Consider the following 22,789-nt stretch of genomic DNA (forward strand, 5'->3'; position numbering starts at 1 on the left):
CGGGAGCTTATTCCGGCGCCGACGTCTGAAGGGCGAGCGCGTGCAGAACGCCGCCCATATTGCCCTTCAGCGCGTTGTAGACCATCTGGTGCTGCTGCACCCGGCTCTTGCCGCGGAAGGCTTCCGCGACAACTTCGGCGGCATAGTGATCGCCGTCGCCGGCAAGGTCCCGAATTGTCACCTTTGCGCCGGGAATGCCCGACTTGATCATGTCTTCAATATCGCCAGGTGCCATCGGCATGGTTTGTACTCCCTGAATTACTCGGCGGCGGTCTGTATTTCGCCTTCCATGAAGTCAGGGAACCATGATTCATGTGCTGAGCGCAATTGCAGAATTGCAAGCGGCTTGGCCGTGCCGAGAATGACCTCGGTTCCGCCGGTGCTGCCGATCGACGGCGCTGCCACGCCGGCAGCCTTTGCCCGCCCGTCGACCACGGCTGCATGTTCCGGCTTGACCGTGACGACATAGCGTCCCTGGTCTTCGCCGAAGAACACGGCGATCGGGTCGCGGCCGGCAACAGCCGACACCTTGGCGCCGATGCCCGATGCCATTGCCATTTCGGTAACGGCGAGCGCCAGTCCGCCGGACGAGCAGTCATGCACGGCCGTCGTCAGGCCGTCATTGATCAGTTGGCGGACGAAATCGCCGGTCGTGCGCTCGTGGGTAAGATCGACATGCGGGGCAGGACCGTCGGTGCGGCCGTGAATGTCACGCAGATAGACCGACTGGCCCAGATGCGTTCCAAGACCTTCCGGCGCGCCGACAAGCAGGATTGTCTCGCCTTCGGCAGCAAAGCGGATGCGGGCCATCTGCGACCAGTCGGCGAGCAGTCCGACGCCGCCGATTGTCGGGGTCGGCAGAATACCCTGGCCGTTGGTCTCGTTGTAGAGCGAGACGTTGCCGGAGACGATCGGGAAATCGAGCGCGCGGCAGGCTTCGCCGATGCCCTTGATGGCATGGACGAGCTGGCTCATGATCTCCGGACGTTCGGGGTTGCCGAAGTTGAGATTGTCGGTGGCAGCCAGCGGCAAGGCGCCGGTCGCGGTGATGTTACGCCAGCACTCGGCCACCGCCTGCTTGCCGCCTTCGAATGCATCGGCCTCGACATAACGCGGTGTTACATCGGAGGAGAAGGCGAGCGCCTTGGTCGGGTGACCCTCAACGCGGACAACGCCGGCGTCGCCGCCCGGCAGCTGCAGCGAATTGCCCTGGATCAACGTATCGTACTGCTCATACACCCAGCGGCGCGAGGAATTGTTGGCGGAACCGACCAGGGACAGAACCGCATCGGCGATGTCGGCCTGGGGAATGTCGCCGGCTGCGAGCGGGGCTGCAACCTTCGCCGGGGTCCACGGGCGGTCATATTCCGGTGCTTCGTCGCCCAGTTCCTTGATCGGCAGGTTGGCGACTTCCTCGCCCTGATGGATGACGCGGAAGCGTAGGTCGTCGGTGGTCTTGCCGACAATGGCGAAATCCAGGCCCCATTTGACGAAGATCGCCTTGGCAACCTCTTCCTTGGCGGGTTCGAGAACCATGAGCATGCGCTCCTGGCTTTCCGACAGCATCATCTCATAGGCCGTCATGCGCTCTTCGCGCACCGGCACCTTGTCCAGTTCCAGCTCGATGCCGAGGCCGCCCTTGGCGCCCATTTCGACGGCCGAGCAGGTGAGGCCGGCAGCACCCATGTCCTGGATGGCGATAACAGCACCGGTCTTCATCAGCTCAAGGCAGGCTTCGAGCAGGCATTTTTCGGTGAAGGGGTCGCCGACCTGTACCGTCGGGCGCTTTTCCTCGATCGATTCATCGAATTCCGCCGATGCCATGGTCGCGCCGCCGACGCCATCGCGGCCGGTCTTGGCGCCGAGATAGACGACCGGCAGGCCGACGCCCTTGGCTTCCGACAGGAAGATCGCATCGGACTTTGCAAGACCAGCGGCAAAGGCATTGACAAGGATATTGCCGTTGTAGCGGGCGTCGAACTCGACCTCGCCGCCAACCGTCGGCACGCCGAAGGAATTGCCGTAGCCGCCGACGCCGGCAACCACCCCGGACACGAGGTGGCGGGTCTTCGGATGATCCGGAGCGCCGAAACGCAGCGCGTTCATCGCAGCGATCGGGCGCGCGCCCATGGTGAAGACGTCGCGCAGGATGCCGCCAACGCCGGTTGCCGCACCCTGGTAGGGCTCGATATAGGAGGGGTGGTTGTGGCTCTCCATCTTGAAGACGACGCAATCGCCATCGTCGATATCGACCACGCCGGCATTTTCGCCCGGGCCCTGGATGACGCGCGGACCGGTGGTCGGCAACGTGCGCAGCCATTTCTTCGAGGACTTGTAGGAGCAATGCTCGTTCCACATCGCCGAGAAGATGCCGAGCTCGGTAAAGGTCGGCTCGCGGCCGATCAGGCCAAGAATGCGCTGATACTCATCCGGCTTCAGGCCATGGGAGGCAATCAACTCGGGGGTGATGGGGCGGGTATTGGAAATGGTCATCGGGGTCCATTCGGTCCGTTGGAGCATCCCGGACGGCAAAGCTCGTCTCCTGATGGGGATGCGTCAAAACAAAGAGATCACGTCGGGGCTTCTTTAACCGAAGCGACTGCGGGATGCGATAGGAAAATGCCGGAAAAGCACAGGAGATGATGTGCTTTTTGCCAATGATGCGGCGACCGGTTCAAGCGAAGCTGTCGTAACCGGTGCGGCCGCTGTCGAGCAGGCGGCGTAGCGTCAGAAATCCGCGCCGGACTTCGTTGCGATCAGCAGGCGAGGAGAAGCCGATCCGCACCCTGTGATAGACGCTGTCGGTCCGCCCGGCTTTGAACTCGTCTTCGTCATCGACCAACACGCCCTCCTCGAATGCCGCGTGCTTGAAGGTGCCGGAGAACCAGGGCTCAGACAGTTTCAGCCAGAGGAAGGGCACATGCGGATGGGAGTTGAACTCGATCCCGGAAAAGATTTCGCGCGCCATCTGTTCGCGCGCCCGGATTTCATCGATGCTTCTGGAGCGCAGGATCGCGGCTTCACCGCTCATAACCAGCCGGGCGCAAAGCTCGGCAAGCAGAAATGGCATGCCGCCGCTGACCATCTTGTGGGCGATACGGATGCGCTGACTGAAATGGGGAGGGCAGGCGACCCAGCCGCCGCGCACGCCCGCAGCCACCGATTTCGACAGGCCGCCGACCAGGAACGTCCGCTCGGGAGCAAGTTCGGCCAGGAGCGGGGTCATGTCTCCGGTCATGGCGCCATAGAGATCGTCCTCCAGCAGCCAGACGCCATAACGGCGGGCGATGTCTGCAATGGCCTGCCTGCGCTCCAGCGACAGTGTGACAACTGTCGGGTTCTGTGCCGTCGGCATCAGGAAGGCAAGCTTGGGGTGTTGCTGGGCACAGACGCGCTCGAAGTCTTCCGGATCCATGCCGTAGTCGTCGGTACGCAGCAATATCGTGCGGCGGCCGATCAGTCCGGCGCTGCGGCTGATCTGCGAATAGGTGATGTTCTCGAAAGCGATCTTGTCGCCCGGTGCCGTCACTGCGGCGATCACGGCAACAGCGCCGGCATGGGCGCCGAGTGTCGGCACGATACGGTCGGGCTGCGGCCGGAAACTGCCCTTGGCAAGCCACTGACTTCCCGCCGTGAACCAGTGTGCCGGAAAATCGCGGGCGTAGCTGGCGATATCGGCGTGATGTTCGCGGCTGATATCGATCAGCAGTTTTTCAAGCGACGCGCCCTGGCCGATATCCGGTGCAGCCGTACTGTCGAAGCGGAGTTTTCCGGGCGGCGCCTTGAGCGGCCTTGTACCGGCAAGCGCCGTGGTCATCGGATCGGACTGCTCGGCCGGGTGCAATTCGGTATTGTCGAGCACATAGGTCCCGCGTCCGACTTCGCCGCTGACAAGCCCGCGCTCGCGTACCAGATGATAGGCGCGGCCGATTGTTCCGATTGTCACGCCGATATCGAAGGCAAGATTGCGTTGCGGCGGCAATTTCGTGCCGACCGTTAACACGCCGCCGGCAATCGCCTGCTCGATCTGATCGGCAATGCGAGCGTAGAGGGGGCCTTGGCCTTGGTTGGGATCTGGCATCCATGTTGTCATGGTGACAATTTGTACATTGCATCGTTTTTTCTGTCAATTATGACAATGCAATATTGAATGAAACCGTTGCAATCGATTGGAGGATGACAATGGGTACAATTTGCACCGACAGCCAATCCGCATGCGCGAGGCCGATGGGTACAATTCACTCGAGGGGTTTCGCCTCGATATTGAAGGGGCTCGGATGGCAAGTCATCGCCTGGATGATCACGCGCGAAGAAAAACGGCTCAGCCGCATTGCGCTCTCAGAATTGACGGATGATCAGCTTGCCGACATCGGCGTCACCCCGAGGGAGGCACGGCGAGAGGCGGCGCGGCCCTTCTGGAACTGACGGGGTGTTTCGGATTACAGAAGGTCCAAAACCTTTGTCTTCGGACGACAGAGTTTTGCGCCTTTTTCCGTAACGACGATCGGTCTCTCGATCAATTCGGGATGAGCCAGCATGGCATCGATGATCTCCCGGTCGGACTTGCGCTCGTCATCGAGATTGAGCGACAGGTAGGCTGTCTCCTTTGTGCGGAGCAACTGACGCGGCGCCATATCCATGGCGAGCAAAAGCGCCAGCATTTCCTCATGGCTCGGCGGTGTCGCCATGTAATCGACGATCGCGGGTTCGATACCGGCCTCGCGAATGATATCGACGACCGCAAGCGACGTTCCGCAGCGGTCGTTATGATAGATCATGGCGCTCATGAATGTGCCTTTGGAACGGTATGATCAAGGGAGGAATTGACGGAACGGTGCGTTGCGCCTGCAGCGCCGCGCGTCACTTATGACGGGTCCGGAAAATACTCTCTTGGGTTGCGTGGAATCAACGAAAGTTTCGCCGGTTGATTGTCCGGCAAAATACCCAAAAAGAAAAGCGGCCAGAATTCGCAGGCTGTGCGCGATTGCGGTTCGTTCCGGCTGCCGCTCAGCGGCAAGCCGTACCGCCGGCAGCCCAGCGCTTGATATCCGTGGTCATCCTCGTCCCGACAGTATCACTGAAAAGCGGGCCGAAAGCCTGCAGCCGGGCAGGGTGTCCTTCTGCCTGAACCACGGCGAGAGGTCGCGATTCGGGTGAATTGCGCTTGACGATCAGGATGCGCGGACGCCCGGAGAAGGAATTCAGTTCCGGCGCGAGGCGATAGGCCTTGAAGGCCGCATCACCGGACTTGAACCAGCAGGCATTGGCGCCAAGGGCGACCCGCTCCATGGTGGGCAGCGCCGCTGTGTTGTGCGCCGGCGCCGGCGGAGCTGCCGTCTGGCAACCGGCAACAAGTCCGAGAAGGGCAACGGACCCGGCAGTAGTAATGAAACGGATGAAAGCTGCGGCGCGCATGAAAGCCCCTTGTGATTCGATCTCTGCTGCACAATTCCTTACATCAGGATCGATTTAAGAAAAAAATCATGCGGGCAAATTTTAGATATTATAGCGCCGTGCGTCACGAATGACGCACGGCGCTATGGGGTGCCTTCTAGCAGGCCGAATGTTAAGCGGCGATTACGTCGAGCGCAGACGCGAACAGTCCGCGTCCATCCGAGCCGCCATGAGCGGCTTCAATCAGGTTTTCCGGATGCGGCATCATGCCAAGGACGTTGCCCCTGGCATTGACGATACCGGCGATATCATTGACCGAACCGTTCGGATTGGTTCCTGCAGCGTAGCGGAAGACCACCTGGCCGTTGTCCTCGATGGACTGGAGCGTTTCGGTATCGGCAAAATAATTGCCATCGTGATGGGCGACGGGGCAGCGGATGATCTGGCCCTGTTCGTAAGCGCGGCTGAAGTCGGTGTTGGCATTGACGACTTCGAGCTTGATTTCCTTGCAGACGAACTTCAGCGAGGCGTTGCGCATCAGCGCGCCCGGCAAAAGGCCTGCTTCGACCAGGATCTGGAAGCCGTTGCAGACGCCAAGTACCTTGACGCCGGCTTCGGCCTTCGCCTTGATCGCCTGCATCACCGGCATGCGCGCAGCGATCGCGCCGCAGCGCAGGTAGTCACCATAGGAGAACCCGCCGGGGATGACGATCAGATCGACATCGGGGATGTCCGTTTCGGTCTGCCAGATGGTCACCGGCGCCTTGCCGGAGATATTGGTCAGTGCTGCGATCATATCGCGGTCACGGTTGAGGCCTGGAAGCTGAACGACGGCGGATTTCATGGGTGCGGTTCAAACCTGGATTGAGCCTCGGCAAGCTCGCGCAATTCGAGGCGGTTTTCGATACGGTCGAGGCGGTTCTCGATGTGTCCGATTGAACCGCGCATGCTGTTAAAGTCACCCTGAAGCAGGTGAAACTGATTCCTCATGCTGAGCATGTCCTGTCGCAAATCCTTCTGGCCTTCCTTGAGGCCAGAAACATCGCTCTGGATACGCTTTAGCAGCTCATACATCAGTTCGTTGGACACATCGGTCACTGCACACCTCATTCAACCCTTAGGCGAGTGAGATAGTGTAATTCTCAATCACGGTATTGGCCAGTAGTTTCTCACACATGGCCTTTACTTCCGCTTCAGCCTTTGCCTTGTCGGCGGTTTCGATCTGGAGATCGAAGACCTTGCCCTGGCGGACATGGCCGATGCCGTCGAAGCCGAGAGCGCCAAGAGCGCCCTCGATTGCCTTGCCCTGAGGGTCGAGAACGCCGTTTTTCAGCGTCACTGTTACGCGTGCGTTGATCACTGTCGTCTTTCCTGCTTATTTTACCAGAACCGGGCCGGAGCCGCGGGGCGGTTCGTTCTCGTTCATGATGCCAAGGCGGCGGGCCACTTCCTGGTAAGCCTCGACAAGGCCTCCCATGTCGCGGCGGAACCGGTCCTTGTCCATCTTTTCCTTGGTCTCGACGTCCCACAGACGGCAGCTGTCCGGCGAAATCTCGTCGGCCAGGATGATGCGCATCATGTCGCCTTCAAACAGGCGGCCGCATTCGATCTTGAAATCGACGAGCTGGATGCCGACGCCGAGAAACAGGCCGGTGAGGAAGTCGTTGATGCGGATGGCGAGCGCCATGATGTCATCGAGTTCCTGCGGGCTTGCCCAGCCGAACGCGGTGATATGCTCCTCGGAGACCATCGGGTCGTCGAGTGCATCGGCCTTGTAGTAGAATTCGATGATCGAGCGCGGCAGAACCACGCCTTCCTCGATGCCGAGGCGCTTGGCGAGCGAGCCGGCCGCCACATTGCGCACGACGATCTCAAGCGGAATGATTTCCACCTCCTTGATCAGCTGCTCGCGCATGTTGAGGCGGCGGATGAAATGCGTGGGAATGCCGATGCGGTTCAGATGCGTGAAGATATATTCCGAGATCCGGTTGTTGAGCACACCCTTGCCGTCGATGATCTCGTGCTTCTTTGCGTTGAAGGCAGTAGCGTCATCTTTGAAGAACTGGATCAGAGTGCCAGGCTCAGGACCTTCGTAAAGGATCTTGGCCTTGCCCTCGTAGATACGGCGGCGACGGTTCATGAATGGTGTCTCTATCTTTGTCGGCGCTCTTGGGCTGCGCACGTGGTATTTTCTAAGGCGGTCCATAACTGAAATGAAACCATTTCACAATCGGCGTCTGGTCCGATCCCCTGAATTAGGTCGCCCGAATGAGGTGCAGGGTAACACGAAAGTCGCCGCGCCGGAAAACTTCGCATTGCACTTTCGCTGACCTTTTGGTTTATGGGCAAAAAGCCAAACGCAAAGCGTTTTTTTGGGAGATCGAGGATGACCAATATGCAGGATCGCGAAAAGGCGTTCGAATCGAAGTTTGCTCTTGATCAAGAGCTGAAGTTCAAGGCTGAGGCGCGCCGCAACAAGCTTCTGGGGCTTTGGGCTGCCGGCCTTCTGGGCAAAAGCGACCCGGCAGCCTATGCAGGCGATGTTGTCGCCGCCGATTTTGAAGAAGCGGGCCATGAGGATGTCGTGCGCAAGCTACGCGCCGACTTCGACGCAGCCGGTATCACCCTCACAGACGAGGAGATTCGCCGGAAGATGCTCGAACTCCTGTCCGAAGCCGTCACACAGATCGAGAACGGCTGATATCTGTCTATATGCTATTTTGAACCGTCCGAGTTTTCGGACGGTTTTTTTATGCCCTGCGGCCGCGCCGGACCATTTTGTGCATGGCCGCGATGGGTGTTTCCGGCGGGCGCCAGCTGCCGGAACGGATGAAGCAGCCTTTTCACCGCAAGATCAGGGCTTAAGCCGGTTGAGAAACTGGGCAAAGACCATCGTACCTTCCGGCCACGGGCCATGCCCGGATTCACTGTTGATATGTCCGGATTCACCCGCATCGACAAGCAGCGAGCCCCAGGCGTTGGCAATATCGCCGGCATGTTCATAGGTGCCGAAGGGGTCGTTGCGGCTTGCCACGACGAGACTGGGGAAAGGCAACGGTTCGCGCGGGTAGGGACCGAAGGTCATCAGGTGTTTTGGGCGAATCTTCGGATTGGTCACTTCCGGCGGCGCAACCAGAAAGGCGCCGGCGATCTTCTTTTCGATATGCGGCAGCGCATGAAGCGCCGTTGCCACGCCGAGCGAGTGCGCGACGATGACAACCGGCTTGGTCGACGCATTGACATCGTCGATCATCCGCTTGACCCAATCTTCGCGTACGGGCTTTGCCCATTCCGCCTGTTCGACGCGCCGCGCCGTGGCAAGCTTGTTCTGCCACCGGGTTTGCCAATGGTCCGGCCCGGAATTGGTATAGCCGGGTACGATCAGGATATCTGCTTCTGATGCTTTCATGATAACCGCGATTTGTGGCCGGGGAGGACGGAAGTCAAGTGTACGGCGTGCAAATCTGGTATATGCTGGACGCACGGGCGCTTGAACACGACGCCCATGGCGCTATGTACGCCGATATCGAGAGCATGGGATTGCGGGTCAAGGATACCGCAATCCACTCGAAACTTGAAATACTGATTGTTCTCGAATGACGTGACGACGTGTGTTCCTGGAGGAGAATTGGTCATGACAACATTTCATGTAATGGCAGGATCCGGCACCGAAATTGCACACCCGGAAATTCGCAGGATCGGCGTCGCCGACGTCTTCGATGCGCTGCGTCTCGGCTGGCAGGATTTCAACGCCAAGCCGTCGCACTATGTCTTTCTCTGCTTGATCTATCCCATTGCCGGCGTCGTTCTCGCCACCTGGAGTTCGGGCGTCAACATGCTGCCTCTGCTTTACCCGTTGGCGTCCGGTTTCGCCTTGCTCGGACCGGTCGCGGCCATCGGCCTCTACGAAATCAGCCGGCGCAGGGAGATCGGCATGGACACGTCCTGGCGGCATGCCTTCGATGTCCGCCGCTCCCCGGCACTGCCGTCGATCCTCGCTTTGGCTTTCATGCTGCTCGTTCTTTTCGTCGTCTGGCTGCTTGTGGCGCAGTCGCTTTACACGCAGCTGTTTGGAGATGTACCGGCGACATCGCTTTCAGCTCTCTACCAGCAGGTGATCGGAACCGAACAGGGATGGAACCTGATCCTGGTCGGTAATGCCGTCGGCTTCGTCTTCGCGGCCATTGTGTTGTCAACCGTGGTCGTGTCGTTCCCGTTGCTGCTCGACAGGGATGTCGGCGCCGTTGCCGCCGTCGAGACGTCGGTGCGTGCGACACTTGCCAATCCGGTTCCGGTTGCCGTGTGGGGACTGATCGTCGCTGCCGGCCTGGTCATCGGCTCGATCCCGGTTTTCGTCGGTCTCGCCGTCATCATGCCGATCCTTGGGCATGCGACCTGGCATCTCTACCGCAAGCTGATTGTCGCGCCGGAAGCCAAATAACACCGGCATAAATCGGGAATGCCATGCAAGTGCGTAGAGGTCTGTGGGCGTCCTATGCGCGTCATCAATGACGTGCGGCGACCTAGCGGAAGTATTTGTAATAGGAAGAGATTTGTGCAGCCGTATTGGAGGACGCATCAAGACGGATACCGATCCTGTCGCCGCGGTACCATTGCACGACACCGGTGAGATGGCCGAACTCGTTGCTCTGGATCGAGACCTCCTGGCCGGTTTTCGCATTGATATCGAAATAAAGCTGGAAGCAGATGCCGGCCTCTGACAGGTCCTTGACGATGCCCCGGCTCGATCCGCCCTTGCAGGTTACCTCACCGGTGAATTTCGTTGTCGTGCGTATCGTCTTGCGTTCGATCGTCTGCTGGTACGGCATGGTCCACCCAACTCCTGCTTTCATCTCTCCATAGTTTGCCTTTGAAGAGCTGATAAAAGGCTTGAGAAAACCGTTCACATTCGAACGAACTGGGTCGAAATCGGACACACGGTGGGGATGAGGGACGAAAAAAGCGGAGAGCCATCAGGCTCCCCGCATAGATCGATCAGCCGAATACGCGGCGGAAGATCGTGTCGACATGCTTCGTGTGATAGCCAAGGTCGAATTTCTCGCGGATTTCCGCTTCCGGAAGTGCTGCGCGCACTTCTGCGTCAGCCAGCAATTCCTCGAGGAAATCGGCGCCTTTTTCCCAGACCTTCATGGCATTGCGCTGTACGAGGCGGTAGCTGTCCTCACGCGAAACGCCTGCTTGCGTAAGCGCCAGAAGCACGCGCTGGCTCATCACCAGACCACGGAACTTATTCATGTTCTTCAGCATGTTTTCCGGGTAGATCACCAGCTTCTCGACGACGCCTGCCAGACGGTTGAGGGCAAAGTCGAGCGTGATCGTCGTATCGGGGCCGATGGCGCGCTCGACGCTGGAATGGCTGATGTCGCGCTCGTGCCAGAGGGCGACATTCTCCAGCGCAGGTACCACGGACATGCGCACCAGCCGCGCAAGACCGGTCAGGTTTTCGGTCAGGACCGGATTGCGCTTGTGCGGCATGGCCGACGAGCCCTTCTGGCCGGGCGAGAAGAATTCTTCCGCTTCCAGAACCTCGGTGCGCTGCATGTGGCGGATTTCGATGGCAACGTTTTCGATCGACGACGCAATGACGCCGAGCGTTGCAAAGAACATCGCATGACGGTCGCGCGGGATGACCTGCGTGGAGATCGGCTCGGCGGCGAGGCCCAGTTTTTCGCAGACGTATTCCTCGACGCGCGGGTCGATATTGGCAAAAGTGCCGACGGCGCCAGAGATTGCGCCGGTGGCGATTTCTGCGCGTGCAGCGATGAGACGGTCGCGGTTACGGCTCATCTCGGCATAGAAACGGGCAAAGGTCAGGCCCATCGTGGTCGGCTCGGCATGAATGCCGTGGCTGCGGCCGATGCGGACCGTATCCTTGTGTTCGAAGGCACGGGTTTTCAGCGCGCTGAGCACGCGGTCCATGTCGGCAAGCAGCAGGTCGGCGGCGCGCACCAGCTGGATGTTCAGCGTCGTGTCGAGCACGTCGGACGAGGTCATGCCCTGGTGGACGAACCGGCTGTCGGGACCGATGAATTCGGCCAGATGCGTCAGGAAGGCGATGACGTCATGCTTGGTGACGGCTTCGATCTCATCGATACGCGCGACGTCGAAGGTCGCAGCCCCACCCTTTTCCCAGATGGTCTTGGCGGCTTCCTTAGGGATGACGCCGAGCTCGGCCAATGCGTCGCAGGCATAGGCCTCGATTTCGAACCAGATGCGGAATTTGGTTTCCGGCGACCAGATGGCCACCATTTCCGGCCGGGAGTAACGGGGGATCATGGGCTTTCAGCTTTCGTCACGGTGGGAGTTGGGTGAGCCTCTAGCAAAGATAGGCGGCAATCTCAACGGCGCTGTTTATACCAAGTCTCGATGATAGAGGCCTATCGGATGGTCCATGGCTGATCTATGGCTAGGCGCGGTACGCAGCGCGATGCTGGGGCATCGCTCCGCGGACCTCTCCTAGCCAGAAAATCCGATCGAGCCTGTCCTATAGGTCTCTATCATCGAGACTTGGTATTCGGCATCCGGCAGGTGAGCCACAGGCTCGCCAGGGCGAGAGCGGCAAATCCAAGCGGCAGGTAAAGGCGGATGCCCATCACGACGAACTGATAGACGGCGCTGACCGAGGTGAAGCTGAACTGGTAGACCCAGATACGGGTGCCGAATGGCGCATGCCAGCGCGTGTAGAAAACACGGTATTCGAGGGCGAAAAGGAAAGCCGTTGCAGCGATCGTGCAGACGGTCAGGCACAGAAAGAATGCCGCAAAACCTGTCTCCCTGCCGCGTCCGATCGCACAGAAACGGCCAAGCAGCAGCGCGCATGGCCAGGAAACCACGCCACCGCAGAAAAACAGGACGAGAATGCTGCGCAGATGGTAGGTCTCGGCGCCGTTGCGCAGATAGAGCGCCGCGAGTGCAGAGATGGCCATCATCGCACCCCACAATGGTGCACCAAGCAGAATTTCCCACAGGCTCGGCAGAGCCGCACACAGCCGTCGCACCGCTTTTTGCGTCAGACCCGGCGGCTCGTTTGTCCCGGCATGGTCAGGGCCGCTCATGGCGTCGCGGGGGCCGGAACGGCGATCCAGCGGCCGTCGCGGCCTTCGAAACCGAAACTCAACACCTGGACGAGGGCCACATGCACCGGCTCGCCCTGTACCGGGTGATACACCATGGCACCGCCGATACGATAACCGGTCGGGCATTTGCGGCTATCGGGAATGGTCGTGTCGGCGTGAAGCACGCGATCCGACGCTTTTCCGTCTTCGATTTGAAATGCCAGGCGAAACCCGGTCGACTGGGGCGCGACATCCTTGCATTGCGCGGACGGCGCAAGGGGGAACTCATCGAGCGCCAGCGTGAAATCTCCACCGACTGGCGGTTCGACGGCATATTGCCGGTATGTCAGGCGATGGGCGGCGCTTTCCGTTTCGGTGACCGGATTGAAGGCTGCCATCAGGCCGGGGTTTGCGCCCAGATCGAATTTTTGCACAAGCGGTGCGGCTTTTGCCGCTGCTCGTGCCCGCACCTCAGCGAGGCTGGTATTTTCTTCGTCGATGCGCAGCCGGATCGGCGTGCCGGGCAAGAACGCATCCTTGCGGGTGTCGATGAAGAAGATGTTCGAGTAAGGAAAGCCGGAGCCATCCTGAACGCCGTATTCCTCGAAGGCGAAAACGCCGCCATCTGCCGAAAAGCCGATAGGCTGGAAGGACGCGATGTCACCGGCGCTGGCTGCAGGGGCGAAAAGCGCCGAAGCAAGCAGGCCAGCCGCAAACCCGCCCAAAAATCTCACCTGCGGCCTCCTTCAGCGTTGCTGCGCAGAGTGTCGATGGTTTTGCGATAGGCGTCAACATGACCGCCGCTGAAGATTGCCGAGCCCGCGACGAAGACATTGGCACCGGCCGAGGCCGGAAGGGCGATCGTATCCAGCGCGATGCCGCCGTCCACCTGGAGGTCGATCGGCCGGTCACCGATCATTGCCCTGATTCGGCGGATCTTTTCTTCCATCGCGGGGATGAATTTCTGGCCGCCAAAACCGGGATTGACGGTCATCACCAGAACGAGGTCGATCTTGTCGAGCAGATAGTCGAGAACGCTTTCGGGCGTTGCCGGATTGATCGAGACGCCGGCCTTCTTGCCCAGCGCCTTGATCGCCTGCACCGAGCGATCGAGATGGGGACCTGCTTCCGCATGCACGGTGATGCTGTCGCAGCCGGCTTTCGCAAAGGCTTCGAGATAGGGGTCGGCCGGCGCGATCATCAGATGGCAGTCGAAATAGGCTTTCGTATGCGGACGTAGCGACTTGATCACATCGGGGCCGAACGAGATGTTCGGGACGAAATGGCCGTCCATGATGTCGAGGTGGATCCAGTCGGCACCGGCGGCAACGACGTCGCGCACTTCCTGTCCAAGGTTGGCATAATCGGCTGCGAGGATTGAAGGGGCGATGCGGATAGGCAGGGGCATGATGTGGGGCTCCAACTGTTTTGCGGCCAATAGCACCGCTTTTCCCAGCAAACAACACATGTCGCTGCTTCGGCATCACACGGAGCTTAGGTTTGCACCGCCCAAACCGGAAGAAGATCGTTTTCCGCCGGCGTCGCATCGTGGACGCCGCGGGCGATCGCGCGGGCCATTGTGGATGCCGCCGCAGCGCCAAGATCGATGAAATCCTCGACGGATATGGTTTTCTTGGCCGTTCCGGTCGCAAGCGCGAAAACCAGGTCGCCGTCAAGCGGCGTATGGGAGGGCCAGAGCGCCCGCGAAAAGCCGTCATGGGCGGCGATTGCCAGACGTTTTGCCTCGGCTTTTGTCAGCACTGCATCGGTGGCGATGACGGCAATCGTGGTGTTTTGCGCTTGGCTTTGCCTGCCGCGGAACTTGATCCTGAGATCGCGCGCGTCCTTCGGGAACGGATGCGGCATGCCGAGGCCGCCGAATTCTGCTTTCTCCTCGAACGGCGCCGACCAGAAATGCCTGGTGTCGGCGACGGTTGCCGATCCCAGCGCGTTGACCGCGACCAGTGCGCCGACGGTGATGCCGTTGTCGAGGATCGTCGAGGCGGTGCCGAGCCCGCCCTTGAACGTGGCCGTCAGGGCACCGGTGCCGGCTCCCGCTGTGCCCGTCGAAAATTCCAGCGCCGCGGCCTCAACGGCCGCATACCCAAGTTCACGATAGGGCGGGTAGAGCCCCCAATCCTTATCGCCGCCATTGATCAGATCGAAGAGGATGGCTGCCGGAACGATCGGGATATGCAGGTTGCCGACGGGAAAGCCGCGTCCCATCTGGCGCAGGGCGGCCTGGGCGCCGGACGCGGCATCCAGCCCGAAGGCCGAGCCGCCCGACAGAACAATGGCGTCAACGGTCTGCACCGTATTGTGTGGCTCGAGCAGATCGGTTTCCCGCGTTCCGGGAGCGCCGCCGAGCACCTGTACGGCGGCGACGGCCGGTTGATCGCAGACGACGACGGAAACGCCGGATTTCAGACGGTGGTCCTCGGCATTGCCGACCTTAAGACCGCCGACATCGGTGATCGAGTTACGCATCCCGGCGCGCATCACTGGCTTCCCGAAACCGCCGGAGCGGCGACGAACCGGTCGTATTGCCATTGCAAAAGGCGATAGGGGTTTTCTGCCAGTTCGTGATTGGCGTTGAACCGGATGGAGCCGATGGCCGTCTGATAGGGTCCTTTGGCGAGAGCATCCGCCAAGGTGCCATTGTCCTTACCGGCCTGATCCTTCGCCTGCTCCAGCAGCGTGACGGCTGCAAATGCGGGCAGCACATAACCCTCGGCCAACACTTTTGCCGCCGTCATGGCATCCACGGTCACCTTGGCGTCCGGCAAGGTGGCATAATCGGGCAGGGACACGGCCAGAACGCCATTTGCCAGGGGAACCGGCTGGTTTGCCGCATCCAGCACCTCACCACCCATCAGCGTCAGTGCCACCTGTTCGGATGCCGCGTCGCGCGCGATAATGGCGGTATCAGCCCGGTCGCCACCGGTAAACACATGCGTCGCACCACTCTTGGCCAGCCGGCGGACAAGGCTGACCTGCTGTTCCTGGGCGGGGCGATAGGTATCGGAAAAGGTCGGCGTCAGGCCGATTTCGGCCAGCGCGCTACGCACGCTTTCCGCCAGTTCGCGCCCGTGGATCGTACCGTCCTCGATCAGGCCCAGCGGTTCGTTTTTCCAGCGCGACAGAATGATTTCCGTCACCTTGGCCGCTTCGGCCTTGGCGCTCGGCACCAGCCGGAAGAACGGCCATTTCTTTTTCAGCGCGTCTTCCATCAGGATATCGGAGCGCACGCTCAGCGTCAGGGCCGGAACACCGGCGTCGGCAAGCGCCGGCAGCGTTGCCTCCAGGCTTTCGGTACACAGGAAGCCGATCGCTGCCTCCGCGCCGCTGGCCAGCAGCGCTTTCGTCAGGGCCTCCGCATCCTTCGGCTCGCAGGTTTCGGGGATAGAAATGATTTCCGAGCCGCGATCATCCGCCTGGAACCGGGCGCCATCCAGCATCTGTTGTCCAAGCAGCGCAAAGGGTCCCTCCACCGGTGCCACGACGGCGATCTTCAGGCCCGCAGCCAGAGCGGGAGCGGCCTGAACCGATCCGGCAAGAACAAGGCTGGCGACAATCGAACGAAACATGCGCTTATCCAGTTGAGAATGCCCATGTTTTAAAGATGTGGCGGCAAGGGTCAAAGGAAAAGATCGGAACCTTCGCCGGGTGGACGGCAATTGCCGTAAATGAGGAAGAAAAACCAGCCGACGGGTTTTATATTTCGTCGCAATGTCTATGTGTTAATACCAAGTCTCGATGATAGAGGCCTATAGGATGATGTCCTTGACCGATGCATGTGCATCGCACCGCGGACCTCTCCTAGCCAGAAAACCCGATCGAGCCTGTCCTATGGGTCTCTATCATCGAGACTTGGTACAAGACGAACACCGATCTGGAGACTGCCGTGTTGGACAAGACCCAACTGGACCCGCTGACCTACCGTGATGCCATGAGCCGGCTGGCCGGTCATGTGCATATCGTCACGGCGGCGCATGAGGGGGTGCGGCGCGGTGTGACGATCACGGCTGCCTGCTCGGTGTCCGACGATCCGGCAACGCTCCTGGTTTGCCTCAACGGCGCGAACCCACGCAACGATATCTTTGCCAAAAGCGGCAGTTTTGCGCTCAATTTGCTCGGCGCCGAGCAGATGGATCTCGCCCATATCTTTTCGGGCAGGAACAATATCGATCCGTCAGAGCGATTTTCCCATGGCACCTGGGGTGAACTGGAAACGGGCGCGCCGATCCTTGGCGAAGCCGTGGCCGCGTTTGATTGCCGGCTGATCGATATCAAGACGGTGGCAACCCATATTGTGCTGTTTGGCCAGGTTGTTGCCGTGACGCTTGGCCAGCAAAAACCGGCGCTCGTCTATCTGGACCGGGATTACCGCACGCTATAGATTTCTCCAAGGGAGCCGGGGAAACACATGACGACATACGAAAACGGCGCATTGCCTGCCTCCATTGCCGAGACGATGGAAATGCTGGAATCCGGTGACTACCTCGCCGGAACCGCGCTTTCGACGGTGCTCTTCCTGTCGCTTCGAATGAAACGCCCGCTGTTTCTCGAAGGCGAGGCGGGCGTCGGCAAGACCGAGATCGCCAAGGTTTTGGCAAAGGCACTCGACCGGCCGTTGATCCGGCTGCAGTGCTACGAGGGGCTCGATATTTCCTCGGCTGTCTACGAATGGAACTATCCGGCGCAGATGCTGGAAATCCGGCTGTCGGAAGCGTCCGGGACAGCCGATCGCCAGACGATCGAAAGCAACATCTTTTCGGAAAAATACCTGATCCGCCGCCCCGTGCTGCAGGCGATCTCGGCTGAGGCCGGCAAGGCGCCGGTCTTCCTGATCGACGAGCTTGATCGTACCGACGAGGCGTTCGAGGCTTTCCTGCTCGAGGTTCTGTCCGATTTCCAGGTGACTATTCCGGAACTTGGGACGATCCGGGCACAGGAGCCGCCGATTGTCATCATCACCACCAATCGTACCCGGGAAGTGCACGATGCGTTGAAGCGCCGCTGTCTCTATCACTGGGTCGATTACCCCAAGGCGGCACAGGAACTGGAAATCATCCGCCGCAAGGTGCCGGGCTGCAACGAGCGCCTGTCGCGGGAAATCGTCGGTTATGTCCAGCGGCTCAGAACGATCGATCTGTTCAAGAATCCGGGCGTTGCCGAAACCATCGACTGGGCAACGGCTTTGACCGAACTCGATCGCTTGGCGCTCGATCCGGAAACCATTTCGGATACGCTGGGCACGCTGCTGAAATACCAGGATGACATTGCGCGGATCGAGGGTGGCGACGGCCGCAAAATCCTCGATGACGTCAAGGCCGAACTTCTGGCGGCGGGGTAATCTGATGGCAACGGCTGTCCGGACGAGCGACGGCGCCATTCTACCGCCATTGCCTGAGGGCGATGGGCGGTTTGCCGACAACATCGTCTTCTTTGCCCGTGCCCTGCGCAAGGCAGGCTTGAAGATCGGACCGGGGGCGGTCGCCGATGCGATCGAAGCCGTGGCGCTGATCGGCATCGGTTCCCGCGACGAATTTTATGCGACGCTGCAATCGATCTTCGTCAAGCGCCATGAGGACCAGGCGCTCTTTGACGAGGCATTCCGGCTTTTCTGGCGATCCCGCGACCTCATCGGCAAGATGATCGCAATGATGTCGCCGGTGGCGCCCGCATCTGGCGAGAAGGCGCCCCGCCGCGCAGGCGAAACCCGCGTCAGCGACGCCCTGTTTGCCGATCGCGATGCGCAACGGCCGGTGCGCGATGAACCGGATATCGAGATCGATGCGCGGTTTACCGCTTCAGGCAGCGAGTTGCTGCGCAGGGCGGATTTTGCCCAGATGTCGGCCGCCGAGATTGCCGAGGCAAAGAAGGCTTTGTCGGCGCTGGTTCTGCCGATGGATGAAGTGAGGACGCGCCGATTTCGCGCCTCGCACCGGCCGCGCCGCATCGATCCGCGCGCGACCATGCGCGACGCGATGAAGACCGGCGGCGATCTCATCCTGCCGCGGTTTCGCGAAGCCAAGACCACGCATCCGCCGCTGGTGGTTTTGGCCGACATTTCCGGCTCGATGAGCCAGTACACCCGCATTTTCCTGCATTTCCTGCATGTGCTGACCGAAAAGCGCCGCCGGGTCCATACGTTCCTGTTCGGAACGCGGCTCAGCAATGTGACCCGTCAGATGAAGAACCGCGACCCCGACGAGGCGATGGATGACTGTATCAACGCCGTCAGCGACTGGTCCGGCGGCACGCGGATTGGTGAAACCCTTCATGAATTCAACCGTTTATGGTCGCGCCGGGTGCTGGGGCAGGGCGCCATCGTGCTTTTGATCACCGACGGGCTGGAGCGTGACGATATCGGCGATTTGGGCAAGGAGATGGATCGGCTGCACCGTTCCTGCCGGCGGCTGATCTGGCTCAACCCGCTGTTGCGGTTCGATGGCTTCCAGGCGCGGGCGCGGGGCGTTCGCGCCATGCTGCCGCATGTTGACGAATTCCGTGCGGTGCATAATCTTGAGGCAGTGTCCGATCTGGCCGAGGCGCTTGCAGGCAAAATATCACGGGATGCCGATCCCCGCCGCTTCATGCCGCGGCGATAGCGTGACAGGAGGAGAGCATATGCTGGGCCAGCCTCTTTATCCCGATCCGTTGTCGGTTGCCGGAGAATGGCGTGTCGATGGGCGTGGCGTCGCCATCGCAACCGTCATCGAGACCTGGGGCTCGGCGCCGCGGCCTGTCGGCAGCCATCTGGTCATTGACAGCGACGGCAATTTTCACGGTTCGGTTTCCGGCGGCTGTGTTGAAGGTGCCGTCATCGCCGAAGCGGCCGAAGTGATCGCGTCTGGCACGGCACGAATTCTCGAGTTCGGCGTTGCCGACGAGACCGCCTGGCGGGTCGGCCTGTCGTGCGGCGGCCGCATCCGCATCTATGTCGAACGGCTGGGGTAGGCGCGATGTTGCTCGATCACCTGCACAGGCTCAACGCGGCGCGGGAAGCGCGGCGCGCAACGGTTACCATCACCGAACTCGACACCGGCGCGGCGCGGCTTTTCCTGGAAGGCGAAGCCTTCGACCCGGCTGTTGCACCCGTCGTCGAATCCGCATTGCTCACGGGCAAATCCGGCATCGCCGAGATCGGCGGGCGTACAGTTTTCGTCAATGTCTATCTGCCGCCACCCCGGATCGTTGCCATCGGTGCGGTCCATATTTCCCAGGCGCTTGCAGGCATGGTTGAGATTGCCGGGTTCGACCTGACGATCATCGATCCGCGCAGCGCCTTTGCGACACCGGAGCGGTTTGGCGGGACAAAACTCCTGGCCGAATGGCCTGAAGATGCGCTTATGGGCGCACCGCTGGATGCATATACCGCGCTTGTGGCCGTCACACATGATCCGAAGATCGACGACTTCCCGTTGATGAAGGCGCTTGAGGCCGGCTGTTTCTATGTCGGAGCGCTGGGGAGCCGCAAGACCCATGCCGGCCGTGTCGAGCGGCTGACAAAGCTCGGCGTTAATGAAACCGGCATAGCCCGCATCCATGCGCCGATCGGTCTCGACATCCGCGCTTCCAGTCCCGCAGAAATTGCCGTCGCAATTCTCGCCGATATCATCCGGACGCTGCGTACCCGCGATGTGACCGCTGGCCGGAGAGGTGCGGAATGAAATTCGGCCCGGTCGGCATCGGTGAGGCGGAGGGGACCGTTCTTGCCCATTCGGCAAAACTGCCCGGCGGGCGCCTGCTAAAAGGGCATCTGCTTTCGTCATCCGATATTTCCGCACTGCAGGCTGCAGGCGTCAGCGAAGTGATCGTCGCCCAACTGGAAACGGATGATCTGCTGGAGGACGCGGCCGCATCGCGGATTGCCGACGCGATCGATCGCGACCACCTGACGTTTTCTCAAGCGTCTACCGGGCGTATCAATATCCATGCGGCAGTCGACGGACTGTTCGTCGCCAGCCGCTCCATCGTTGATCGCCTCAACCGCATCGACCCTGCAATTACCCTGGCCTGTCTTGCCGATCATGTGCCGGTGCGATCCGGCGACATGGTGGCGACGATCAAGATCATACCGCTTGCCGTTGCAGGACGGTTGGTCGATGAGGCCGCAGCGCTTCTTCGGGCGCAGCACGCCTTCAGCGTCAAGCCGTTTGCCGCGCGCCGCGTCCTGTTGGTCGCAACCACGCTGCCATCGCTGAAATCCAGCGTGATGGACAAGACGCGCCATAGTCTCGAGGGGCGATTGCGGCTGTCGTCCAGCACCCTGGAAGGAGAGCAACGCGTGCCGCACACTGCCGAAGCGGTCGCGGCCGCAATTTCCCAGGGCATGGACCGAATTGAAATGGTCATCGTCTTCGGCGCTTCTGCGGTCGCCGACACCGATGATGTCATTCCGGCCGCCATCCGGCTTGCCGGCGGAACCGTCGACCATGTCGGCATGCCGGTCGATCCCGGTAATTTGCTCGTGTTGGGCCGGATCGGCGATATCCCGGTGATCGGAGCACCGGGATGCGCCCGAAGCCCGAAGGAAAACGGCTTCGACTGGATTTTGAACAGGATATTAGCCGGCGAATGGCCGACCGTCGAGGACGTCACCGGTTTGGGCGTCGGGGGGCTTCTGATGGAAATACCGACGCGGCCATTGCCGCGCGCGCTGACCAGTGCGCAACCGAAGGAGATTTCCGTCGCCGCTGTCCTGCTTGCTGCGGGCAGGGCCTCGCGCATGGGCGAAAAAGGGCAGCACAAACTGCTGGCGGAATTTGATGGTGTGCCGCTCGTGCGCCGCAGTGCGCAGGCAGCGCTCGGCGCGGGAGTTCAGCGTGTTGTTGCAGTCACCGGTCACCGGCAGGCAGAAATCCGCGCAGCCCTTGCCGGACTTGATGTTGCCGCGATCGAAAACGCCGATTACGCAAGCGGCATGGCCTCGTCGTTGATTGCCGGGGTGAACGCTGCAGGCGCTGATGCCGATGGCGTGCTGGTGATGCTGGCGGACATGCCATGGGTTTCAGCGCAGAATCTTGCCGCGCTGATTTCGGCCTTCAAGGCCAGGCAAGGCCAGGTTATCGTTCGCGCCGTGTCCGCTGGCAAACGCGGCAATCCGGTTATCCTGCCGCGATCGACATTCGAAGCTATCCGGCAATTGGAGGGCGATGTCGGCGCGCGCCATATCATCGAAACATGCGGGTTGCCGGTGGTCGACGTCGATATCGGGCCGGCTGCGCATCTTGATCTCGACACACCGGAGGCGATCATCGCCGCCGGCGGCATATTGAAAGGCTGACTCAATGGACAATGCGGCAATCGAGGAGATGTTTTCAGCCCTCGGCCCGGTGATGGTCAAACGTATGTTTGGCGGCAAGGGCATCTATTTCGAGGGCCGTATTCTGGCGCTGGAGGTCGGCGGCGACATCCTGCTCAAGGCCGACACAGAAAGTGCCGCGGCATTCGAGGCGGCCGGCAGTTCGCAGTGGGCCTATGACGGCAAGGGAAAGCCGGTGAAGATGCCCTATTGGTCCATTCCGGAAGAAGCTTTTGACGATCCGGATGAAATGGCCGTCTGGGTGCGGCTTGCCTATGAGGCCGCCTTGCGGGTACAGGGCTCTAAGAAATAGCCAGCGCCCCAGAGCGCTTCATCTTTAAACGGAAGCGATTCTGTTGGCTCAAAACGGCCGTTCCACGCGAAGGATGGCGCAGAGCGATGCCGACCCATCGGTCAAGCCATCCGACACAGTGGACGGCCGTTTTCAGCCAACCCGAAGGGCCGGATGAATTTCGGCCATGACCGGCGGCGGCCGTCTCGACCGCAGCTTCTGCTGCGCTCTTCGCCAACCGCCTTGGTCCTGGCCGAAATTCCTTCCGGCAGAATGCTTCCGTCTAAAGATGAAGCGCTCTAAGCGCCTTCACCGCATCCTGTGCAAACAGCGAGAGCGGCTGCGGCAGGTCGTCGAGGGAATACCAGCCGATTGCGGAGAGTTTGTCGGGTTCCATCAACCTGACTTCGCCGGAGAAATCCTCCGTCAGGTAGATCAGCGAGATCCAGTGCTGCCGGTCGGTTTCGATCCGCTGTTCGCTGAGGCAAAGAAAACGGGCGGAATGGATCGTCAGGCCGCTCTCTTCTTCCGCCTCGCGGCGGGCGGCGTCGGCTGCCGGTTCCATATGGTCGACCTTGCCGCCGACAATGCTCCAGTGGCCCGCTTCCGGCGCTTTCAAGCGCTTGCAAAGCAAAAGCTTGCCGTCATTCAAGACGGCAAGCCCAGATCCCACACCGGGGAAATCAATGCCTGGATACGCCATGCAAATGCCTGAAG

Annotated in this window: 29 protein-coding genes; 11 read left to right on the forward strand and 18 right to left on the reverse strand. The window is 60.6% G+C overall.

Going from position 1 to position 22,789, the window contains the following annotated elements; all coding sequences use genetic code 11:
* Nucleotides 1–7 precede the first annotated feature (7 nt).
* The 3 genes from AC1D17_RS08175 to AC1D17_RS08185 form a co-directional block, all read right to left on the reverse strand.
* Nucleotides 8–241 carry a BolA/IbaG family iron-sulfur metabolism protein gene (locus tag AC1D17_RS08175; RefSeq protein ID WP_037095612.1) on the reverse strand — a complete coding sequence of 78 codons (234 nt, stop codon included), beginning with the start codon at nucleotides 239–241 and terminating at the stop codon, nucleotides 8–10.
* A 17-nt stretch (nucleotides 242–258) separates the two neighbouring features.
* On the reverse strand, nucleotides 259–2,493 hold the full coding sequence (gene purL / locus AC1D17_RS08180) for a phosphoribosylformylglycinamidine synthase subunit PurL (RefSeq protein WP_477564903.1): 2,235 nt from the start codon (nucleotides 2,491–2,493) through the stop codon (nucleotides 259–261).
* A gap of 181 nt (nucleotides 2,494–2,674) precedes the next feature.
* Nucleotides 2,675–4,093, reverse strand: a complete 1,419-nt coding sequence (locus AC1D17_RS08185) for an aminotransferase-like domain-containing protein (protein WP_477564904.1) — start codon at nucleotides 4,091–4,093, stop codon at nucleotides 2,675–2,677.
* 134 nt (nucleotides 4,094–4,227) lie between these two features.
* Here AC1D17_RS08185 and AC1D17_RS08190 point away from each other — a divergent pair, with 134 nt between their 5' ends.
* Nucleotides 4,228–4,425, forward strand: a complete 198-nt coding sequence (locus AC1D17_RS08190; RefSeq protein WP_477564905.1) for a DUF1127 domain-containing protein — start codon at nucleotides 4,228–4,230, stop codon at nucleotides 4,423–4,425.
* Between the two features lie 14 nt (nucleotides 4,426–4,439).
* On the opposite strand, the gene arsC is transcribed toward AC1D17_RS08190, so the two are convergent.
* From arsC to purC, 6 genes are all read right to left on the reverse strand, one after another.
* On the reverse strand, nucleotides 4,440–4,787 hold the full coding sequence (gene arsC, locus AC1D17_RS08195; protein WP_477564906.1) for an arsenate reductase (glutaredoxin): 348 nt from the start codon (nucleotides 4,785–4,787) through the stop codon (nucleotides 4,440–4,442).
* A 220-nt stretch (nucleotides 4,788–5,007) separates the two neighbouring features.
* Entirely contained in the window at nucleotides 5,008–5,415 is a 408-nt protein-coding gene (locus AC1D17_RS08200) for a hypothetical protein (RefSeq protein WP_477564907.1), read from the reverse strand.
* A 151-nt stretch (nucleotides 5,416–5,566) separates the two neighbouring features.
* Nucleotides 5,567–6,238 (reverse strand): phosphoribosylformylglycinamidine synthase subunit PurQ, encoded by a 672-nt coding sequence (gene purQ, locus AC1D17_RS08205; RefSeq protein ID WP_477564908.1) that lies wholly within the window; start codon nucleotides 6,236–6,238, stop codon nucleotides 5,567–5,569.
* Nucleotides 6,235–6,492 carry a hypothetical protein gene (locus AC1D17_RS08210; protein ID WP_264218671.1) on the reverse strand — a complete coding sequence of 86 codons (258 nt, stop codon included), beginning with the start codon at nucleotides 6,490–6,492 and terminating at the stop codon, nucleotides 6,235–6,237. The genes purQ and AC1D17_RS08210 overlap by 4 nt, the downstream gene beginning before the upstream one ends.
* 19 nt (nucleotides 6,493–6,511) lie before the next feature.
* On the reverse strand, nucleotides 6,512–6,754 hold the full coding sequence (gene purS / locus AC1D17_RS08215; RefSeq protein WP_062580759.1) for a phosphoribosylformylglycinamidine synthase subunit PurS: 243 nt from the start codon (nucleotides 6,752–6,754) through the stop codon (nucleotides 6,512–6,514).
* 15 nt (nucleotides 6,755–6,769) lie between these two features.
* Nucleotides 6,770–7,534, reverse strand: coding sequence for a phosphoribosylaminoimidazolesuccinocarboxamide synthase (gene purC / locus AC1D17_RS08220; protein ID WP_060640884.1), 765 nt, complete (start codon nucleotides 7,532–7,534; stop codon nucleotides 6,770–6,772).
* Between the two features lie 246 nt (nucleotides 7,535–7,780).
* Between purC and AC1D17_RS08225 the strand changes: the two genes are divergently transcribed.
* Complete coding sequence (locus AC1D17_RS08225) at nucleotides 7,781–8,095, forward strand: DUF1476 domain-containing protein (RefSeq protein WP_477564909.1); 315 nt, start codon at nucleotides 7,781–7,783, stop codon at nucleotides 8,093–8,095.
* Nucleotides 8,096–8,248: 153 nt separating this feature from the next.
* Here the strand turns inward: AC1D17_RS08225 and AC1D17_RS08230 are convergent, their stop codons facing one another.
* On the reverse strand, nucleotides 8,249–8,803 hold the full coding sequence (locus tag AC1D17_RS08230; RefSeq protein WP_477564910.1) for an RBBP9/YdeN family alpha/beta hydrolase: 555 nt from the start codon (nucleotides 8,801–8,803) through the stop codon (nucleotides 8,249–8,251).
* Nucleotides 8,804–8,841: 38 nt separating this feature from the next.
* On the opposite strand from AC1D17_RS08230, the gene AC1D17_RS08235 reads away from it, so the two are divergent.
* Both AC1D17_RS08235 and AC1D17_RS08240 read left to right on the forward strand, forming a co-directional pair.
* The gene (locus tag AC1D17_RS08235) at nucleotides 8,842–8,994 is read left to right on the forward strand and encodes a hypothetical protein (protein ID WP_477564911.1); all 153 of its coding nucleotides are present in this window, start codon (nucleotides 8,842–8,844) and stop codon (nucleotides 8,992–8,994) included.
* Nucleotides 8,995–9,028: 34 nt separating this feature from the next.
* Nucleotides 9,029–9,835: a DUF2189 domain-containing protein gene (locus tag AC1D17_RS08240; protein WP_477564912.1), complete on the forward strand. Its 807-nt coding sequence runs from the start codon at nucleotides 9,029–9,031 to the stop codon at nucleotides 9,833–9,835.
* 82 nt (nucleotides 9,836–9,917) lie between these two features.
* Here the strand turns inward: AC1D17_RS08240 and AC1D17_RS08245 are convergent, their stop codons facing one another.
* From AC1D17_RS08245 to AC1D17_RS08275, 7 genes are all read right to left on the reverse strand, one after another.
* Entirely contained in the window at nucleotides 9,918–10,223 is a 306-nt protein-coding gene (locus AC1D17_RS08245) for a PilZ domain-containing protein (protein ID WP_477564913.1), read from the reverse strand.
* A 166-nt stretch (nucleotides 10,224–10,389) separates the two neighbouring features.
* Nucleotides 10,390–11,691, reverse strand: coding sequence for an adenylosuccinate lyase (gene purB, locus AC1D17_RS08250; protein WP_264218678.1), 1,302 nt, complete (start codon nucleotides 11,689–11,691; stop codon nucleotides 10,390–10,392).
* Nucleotides 11,692–11,912: 221 nt separating this feature from the next.
* Nucleotides 11,913–12,470 carry a hypothetical protein gene (locus AC1D17_RS08255; protein ID WP_477564914.1) on the reverse strand — a complete coding sequence of 186 codons (558 nt, stop codon included), beginning with the start codon at nucleotides 12,468–12,470 and terminating at the stop codon, nucleotides 11,913–11,915.
* A complete protein-coding gene (locus AC1D17_RS08260) occupies nucleotides 12,467–13,204 on the reverse strand; it encodes a DUF2259 domain-containing protein (RefSeq protein ID WP_477564915.1) in 738 nt (245 codons plus the stop codon). The genes AC1D17_RS08255 and AC1D17_RS08260 overlap by 4 nt, the downstream gene beginning before the upstream one ends.
* The gene (gene rpe, locus AC1D17_RS08265; protein ID WP_264218681.1) at nucleotides 13,201–13,878 is read right to left on the reverse strand and encodes a ribulose-phosphate 3-epimerase; all 678 of its coding nucleotides are present in this window, start codon (nucleotides 13,876–13,878) and stop codon (nucleotides 13,201–13,203) included. The genes AC1D17_RS08260 and rpe overlap by 4 nt, the downstream gene beginning before the upstream one ends.
* An 86-nt stretch (nucleotides 13,879–13,964) precedes the next feature.
* Nucleotides 13,965–14,972 carry a P1 family peptidase gene (locus AC1D17_RS08270; protein ID WP_477564916.1) on the reverse strand — a complete coding sequence of 336 codons (1,008 nt, stop codon included), beginning with the start codon at nucleotides 14,970–14,972 and terminating at the stop codon, nucleotides 13,965–13,967.
* Complete coding sequence (locus AC1D17_RS08275; protein ID WP_477564917.1) at nucleotides 14,969–16,057, reverse strand: branched-chain amino acid ABC transporter substrate-binding protein; 1,089 nt, start codon at nucleotides 16,055–16,057, stop codon at nucleotides 14,969–14,971. The genes AC1D17_RS08270 and AC1D17_RS08275 overlap by 4 nt, the downstream gene beginning before the upstream one ends.
* A 362-nt stretch (nucleotides 16,058–16,419) precedes the next feature.
* On the opposite strand from AC1D17_RS08275, the gene AC1D17_RS08280 reads away from it, so the two are divergent.
* The 7 genes from AC1D17_RS08280 to AC1D17_RS08310 are packed head-to-tail and all read left to right on the forward strand — an operon-like array spanning nucleotide 16,420 to nucleotide 22,093.
* The gene (locus AC1D17_RS08280) at nucleotides 16,420–16,869 is read left to right on the forward strand and encodes a flavin reductase family protein (RefSeq protein WP_477564985.1); all 450 of its coding nucleotides are present in this window, start codon (nucleotides 16,420–16,422) and stop codon (nucleotides 16,867–16,869) included.
* A 27-nt stretch (nucleotides 16,870–16,896) separates the two neighbouring features.
* Entirely contained in the window at nucleotides 16,897–17,826 is a 930-nt protein-coding gene (locus AC1D17_RS08285; RefSeq protein WP_477564918.1) for an AAA family ATPase, read from the forward strand.
* Between the two features lie 4 nt (nucleotides 17,827–17,830).
* Nucleotides 17,831–19,084 (forward strand): vWA domain-containing protein, encoded by a 1,254-nt coding sequence (locus AC1D17_RS08290; RefSeq protein ID WP_477564919.1) that lies wholly within the window; start codon nucleotides 17,831–17,833, stop codon nucleotides 19,082–19,084.
* A 19-nt stretch (nucleotides 19,085–19,103) separates the two neighbouring features.
* Nucleotides 19,104–19,433, forward strand: coding sequence for an XdhC family protein (locus AC1D17_RS08295; RefSeq protein WP_477564920.1), 330 nt, complete (start codon nucleotides 19,104–19,106; stop codon nucleotides 19,431–19,433).
* 5 nt (nucleotides 19,434–19,438) lie between these two features.
* Nucleotides 19,439–20,146: an XdhC family protein gene (locus AC1D17_RS08300; protein WP_477564921.1), complete on the forward strand. Its 708-nt coding sequence runs from the start codon at nucleotides 19,439–19,441 to the stop codon at nucleotides 20,144–20,146.
* Nucleotides 20,143–21,762, forward strand: a complete 1,620-nt coding sequence (locus AC1D17_RS08305; RefSeq protein ID WP_477564922.1) for an NTP transferase domain-containing protein — start codon at nucleotides 20,143–20,145, stop codon at nucleotides 21,760–21,762. The genes AC1D17_RS08300 and AC1D17_RS08305 overlap by 4 nt, the downstream gene beginning before the upstream one ends.
* 4 nt (nucleotides 21,763–21,766) lie before the next feature.
* Nucleotides 21,767–22,093 (forward strand): TfoX/Sxy family protein, encoded by a 327-nt coding sequence (locus AC1D17_RS08310; protein WP_477564923.1) that lies wholly within the window; start codon nucleotides 21,767–21,769, stop codon nucleotides 22,091–22,093.
* A 262-nt stretch (nucleotides 22,094–22,355) separates the two neighbouring features.
* Here AC1D17_RS08310 and AC1D17_RS08315 read toward each other — a convergent pair whose 3' ends face one another.
* A complete protein-coding gene (locus AC1D17_RS08315; RefSeq protein ID WP_477564924.1) occupies nucleotides 22,356–22,775 on the reverse strand; it encodes an NUDIX domain-containing protein in 420 nt (139 codons plus the stop codon).
* Nucleotides 22,776–22,789: the final 14 nt, after the last annotated feature.

The organism is Pararhizobium sp. P1_E7 (assembly GCF_056405855.1).

Coding starts and splice junctions, on each gene's coding strand:
- AC1D17_RS08175 (WP_037095612.1), bottom strand. CDS start 241: ATGCCGATGGCACCTGGCGATATTGAAGACATGATCAAGTCGGGCATT.
- purL (WP_477564903.1), bottom strand. CDS start 2,493: ATGACCATTTCCAATACCCGCCCCATCACCCCCGAGTTGATTGCCTCC.
- AC1D17_RS08185 (WP_477564904.1), bottom strand. CDS start 4,093: ATGACAACATGGATGCCAGATCCCAACCAAGGCCAAGGCCCCCTCTAC.
- AC1D17_RS08190 (WP_477564905.1), top strand. CDS start 4,228: ATGGGTACAATTCACTCGAGGGGTTTCGCCTCGATATTGAAGGGGCTC.
- arsC (WP_477564906.1), bottom strand. CDS start 4,787: ATGAGCGCCATGATCTATCATAACGACCGCTGCGGAACGTCGCTTGCG.
- AC1D17_RS08200 (WP_477564907.1), bottom strand. CDS start 5,415: ATGCGCGCCGCAGCTTTCATCCGTTTCATTACTACTGCCGGGTCCGTT.
- purQ (WP_477564908.1), bottom strand. CDS start 6,238: ATGAAATCCGCCGTCGTTCAGCTTCCAGGCCTCAACCGTGACCGCGAT.
- purC (WP_060640884.1), bottom strand. CDS start 7,534: ATGAACCGTCGCCGCCGTATCTACGAGGGCAAGGCCAAGATCCTTTAC.
- AC1D17_RS08225 (WP_477564909.1), top strand. CDS start 7,781: ATGACCAATATGCAGGATCGCGAAAAGGCGTTCGAATCGAAGTTTGCT.
- AC1D17_RS08230 (WP_477564910.1), bottom strand. CDS start 8,803: ATGAAAGCATCAGAAGCAGATATCCTGATCGTACCCGGCTATACCAAT.
- AC1D17_RS08240 (WP_477564912.1), top strand. CDS start 9,029: ATGACAACATTTCATGTAATGGCAGGATCCGGCACCGAAATTGCACAC.
- AC1D17_RS08245 (WP_477564913.1), bottom strand. CDS start 10,223: ATGCCGTACCAGCAGACGATCGAACGCAAGACGATACGCACGACAACG.
- purB (WP_264218678.1), bottom strand. CDS start 11,691: ATGATCCCCCGTTACTCCCGGCCGGAAATGGTGGCCATCTGGTCGCCG.
- AC1D17_RS08255 (WP_477564914.1), bottom strand. CDS start 12,470: ATGAGCGGCCCTGACCATGCCGGGACAAACGAGCCGCCGGGTCTGACG.
- rpe (WP_264218681.1), bottom strand. CDS start 13,878: ATGCCCCTGCCTATCCGCATCGCCCCTTCAATCCTCGCAGCCGATTAT.
- AC1D17_RS08275 (WP_477564917.1), bottom strand. CDS start 16,057: ATGTTTCGTTCGATTGTCGCCAGCCTTGTTCTTGCCGGATCGGTTCAG.
- AC1D17_RS08280 (WP_477564985.1), top strand. CDS start 16,420: ATGAGCCGGCTGGCCGGTCATGTGCATATCGTCACGGCGGCGCATGAG.
- AC1D17_RS08285 (WP_477564918.1), top strand. CDS start 16,897: ATGACGACATACGAAAACGGCGCATTGCCTGCCTCCATTGCCGAGACG.
- AC1D17_RS08290 (WP_477564919.1), top strand. CDS start 17,831: ATGGCAACGGCTGTCCGGACGAGCGACGGCGCCATTCTACCGCCATTG.
- AC1D17_RS08295 (WP_477564920.1), top strand. CDS start 19,104: ATGCTGGGCCAGCCTCTTTATCCCGATCCGTTGTCGGTTGCCGGAGAA.
- AC1D17_RS08300 (WP_477564921.1), top strand. CDS start 19,439: ATGTTGCTCGATCACCTGCACAGGCTCAACGCGGCGCGGGAAGCGCGG.
- AC1D17_RS08305 (WP_477564922.1), top strand. CDS start 20,143: ATGAAATTCGGCCCGGTCGGCATCGGTGAGGCGGAGGGGACCGTTCTT.
- AC1D17_RS08310 (WP_477564923.1), top strand. CDS start 21,767: ATGGACAATGCGGCAATCGAGGAGATGTTTTCAGCCCTCGGCCCGGTG.
- AC1D17_RS08315 (WP_477564924.1), bottom strand. CDS start 22,775: ATGGCGTATCCAGGCATTGATTTCCCCGGTGTGGGATCTGGGCTTGCC.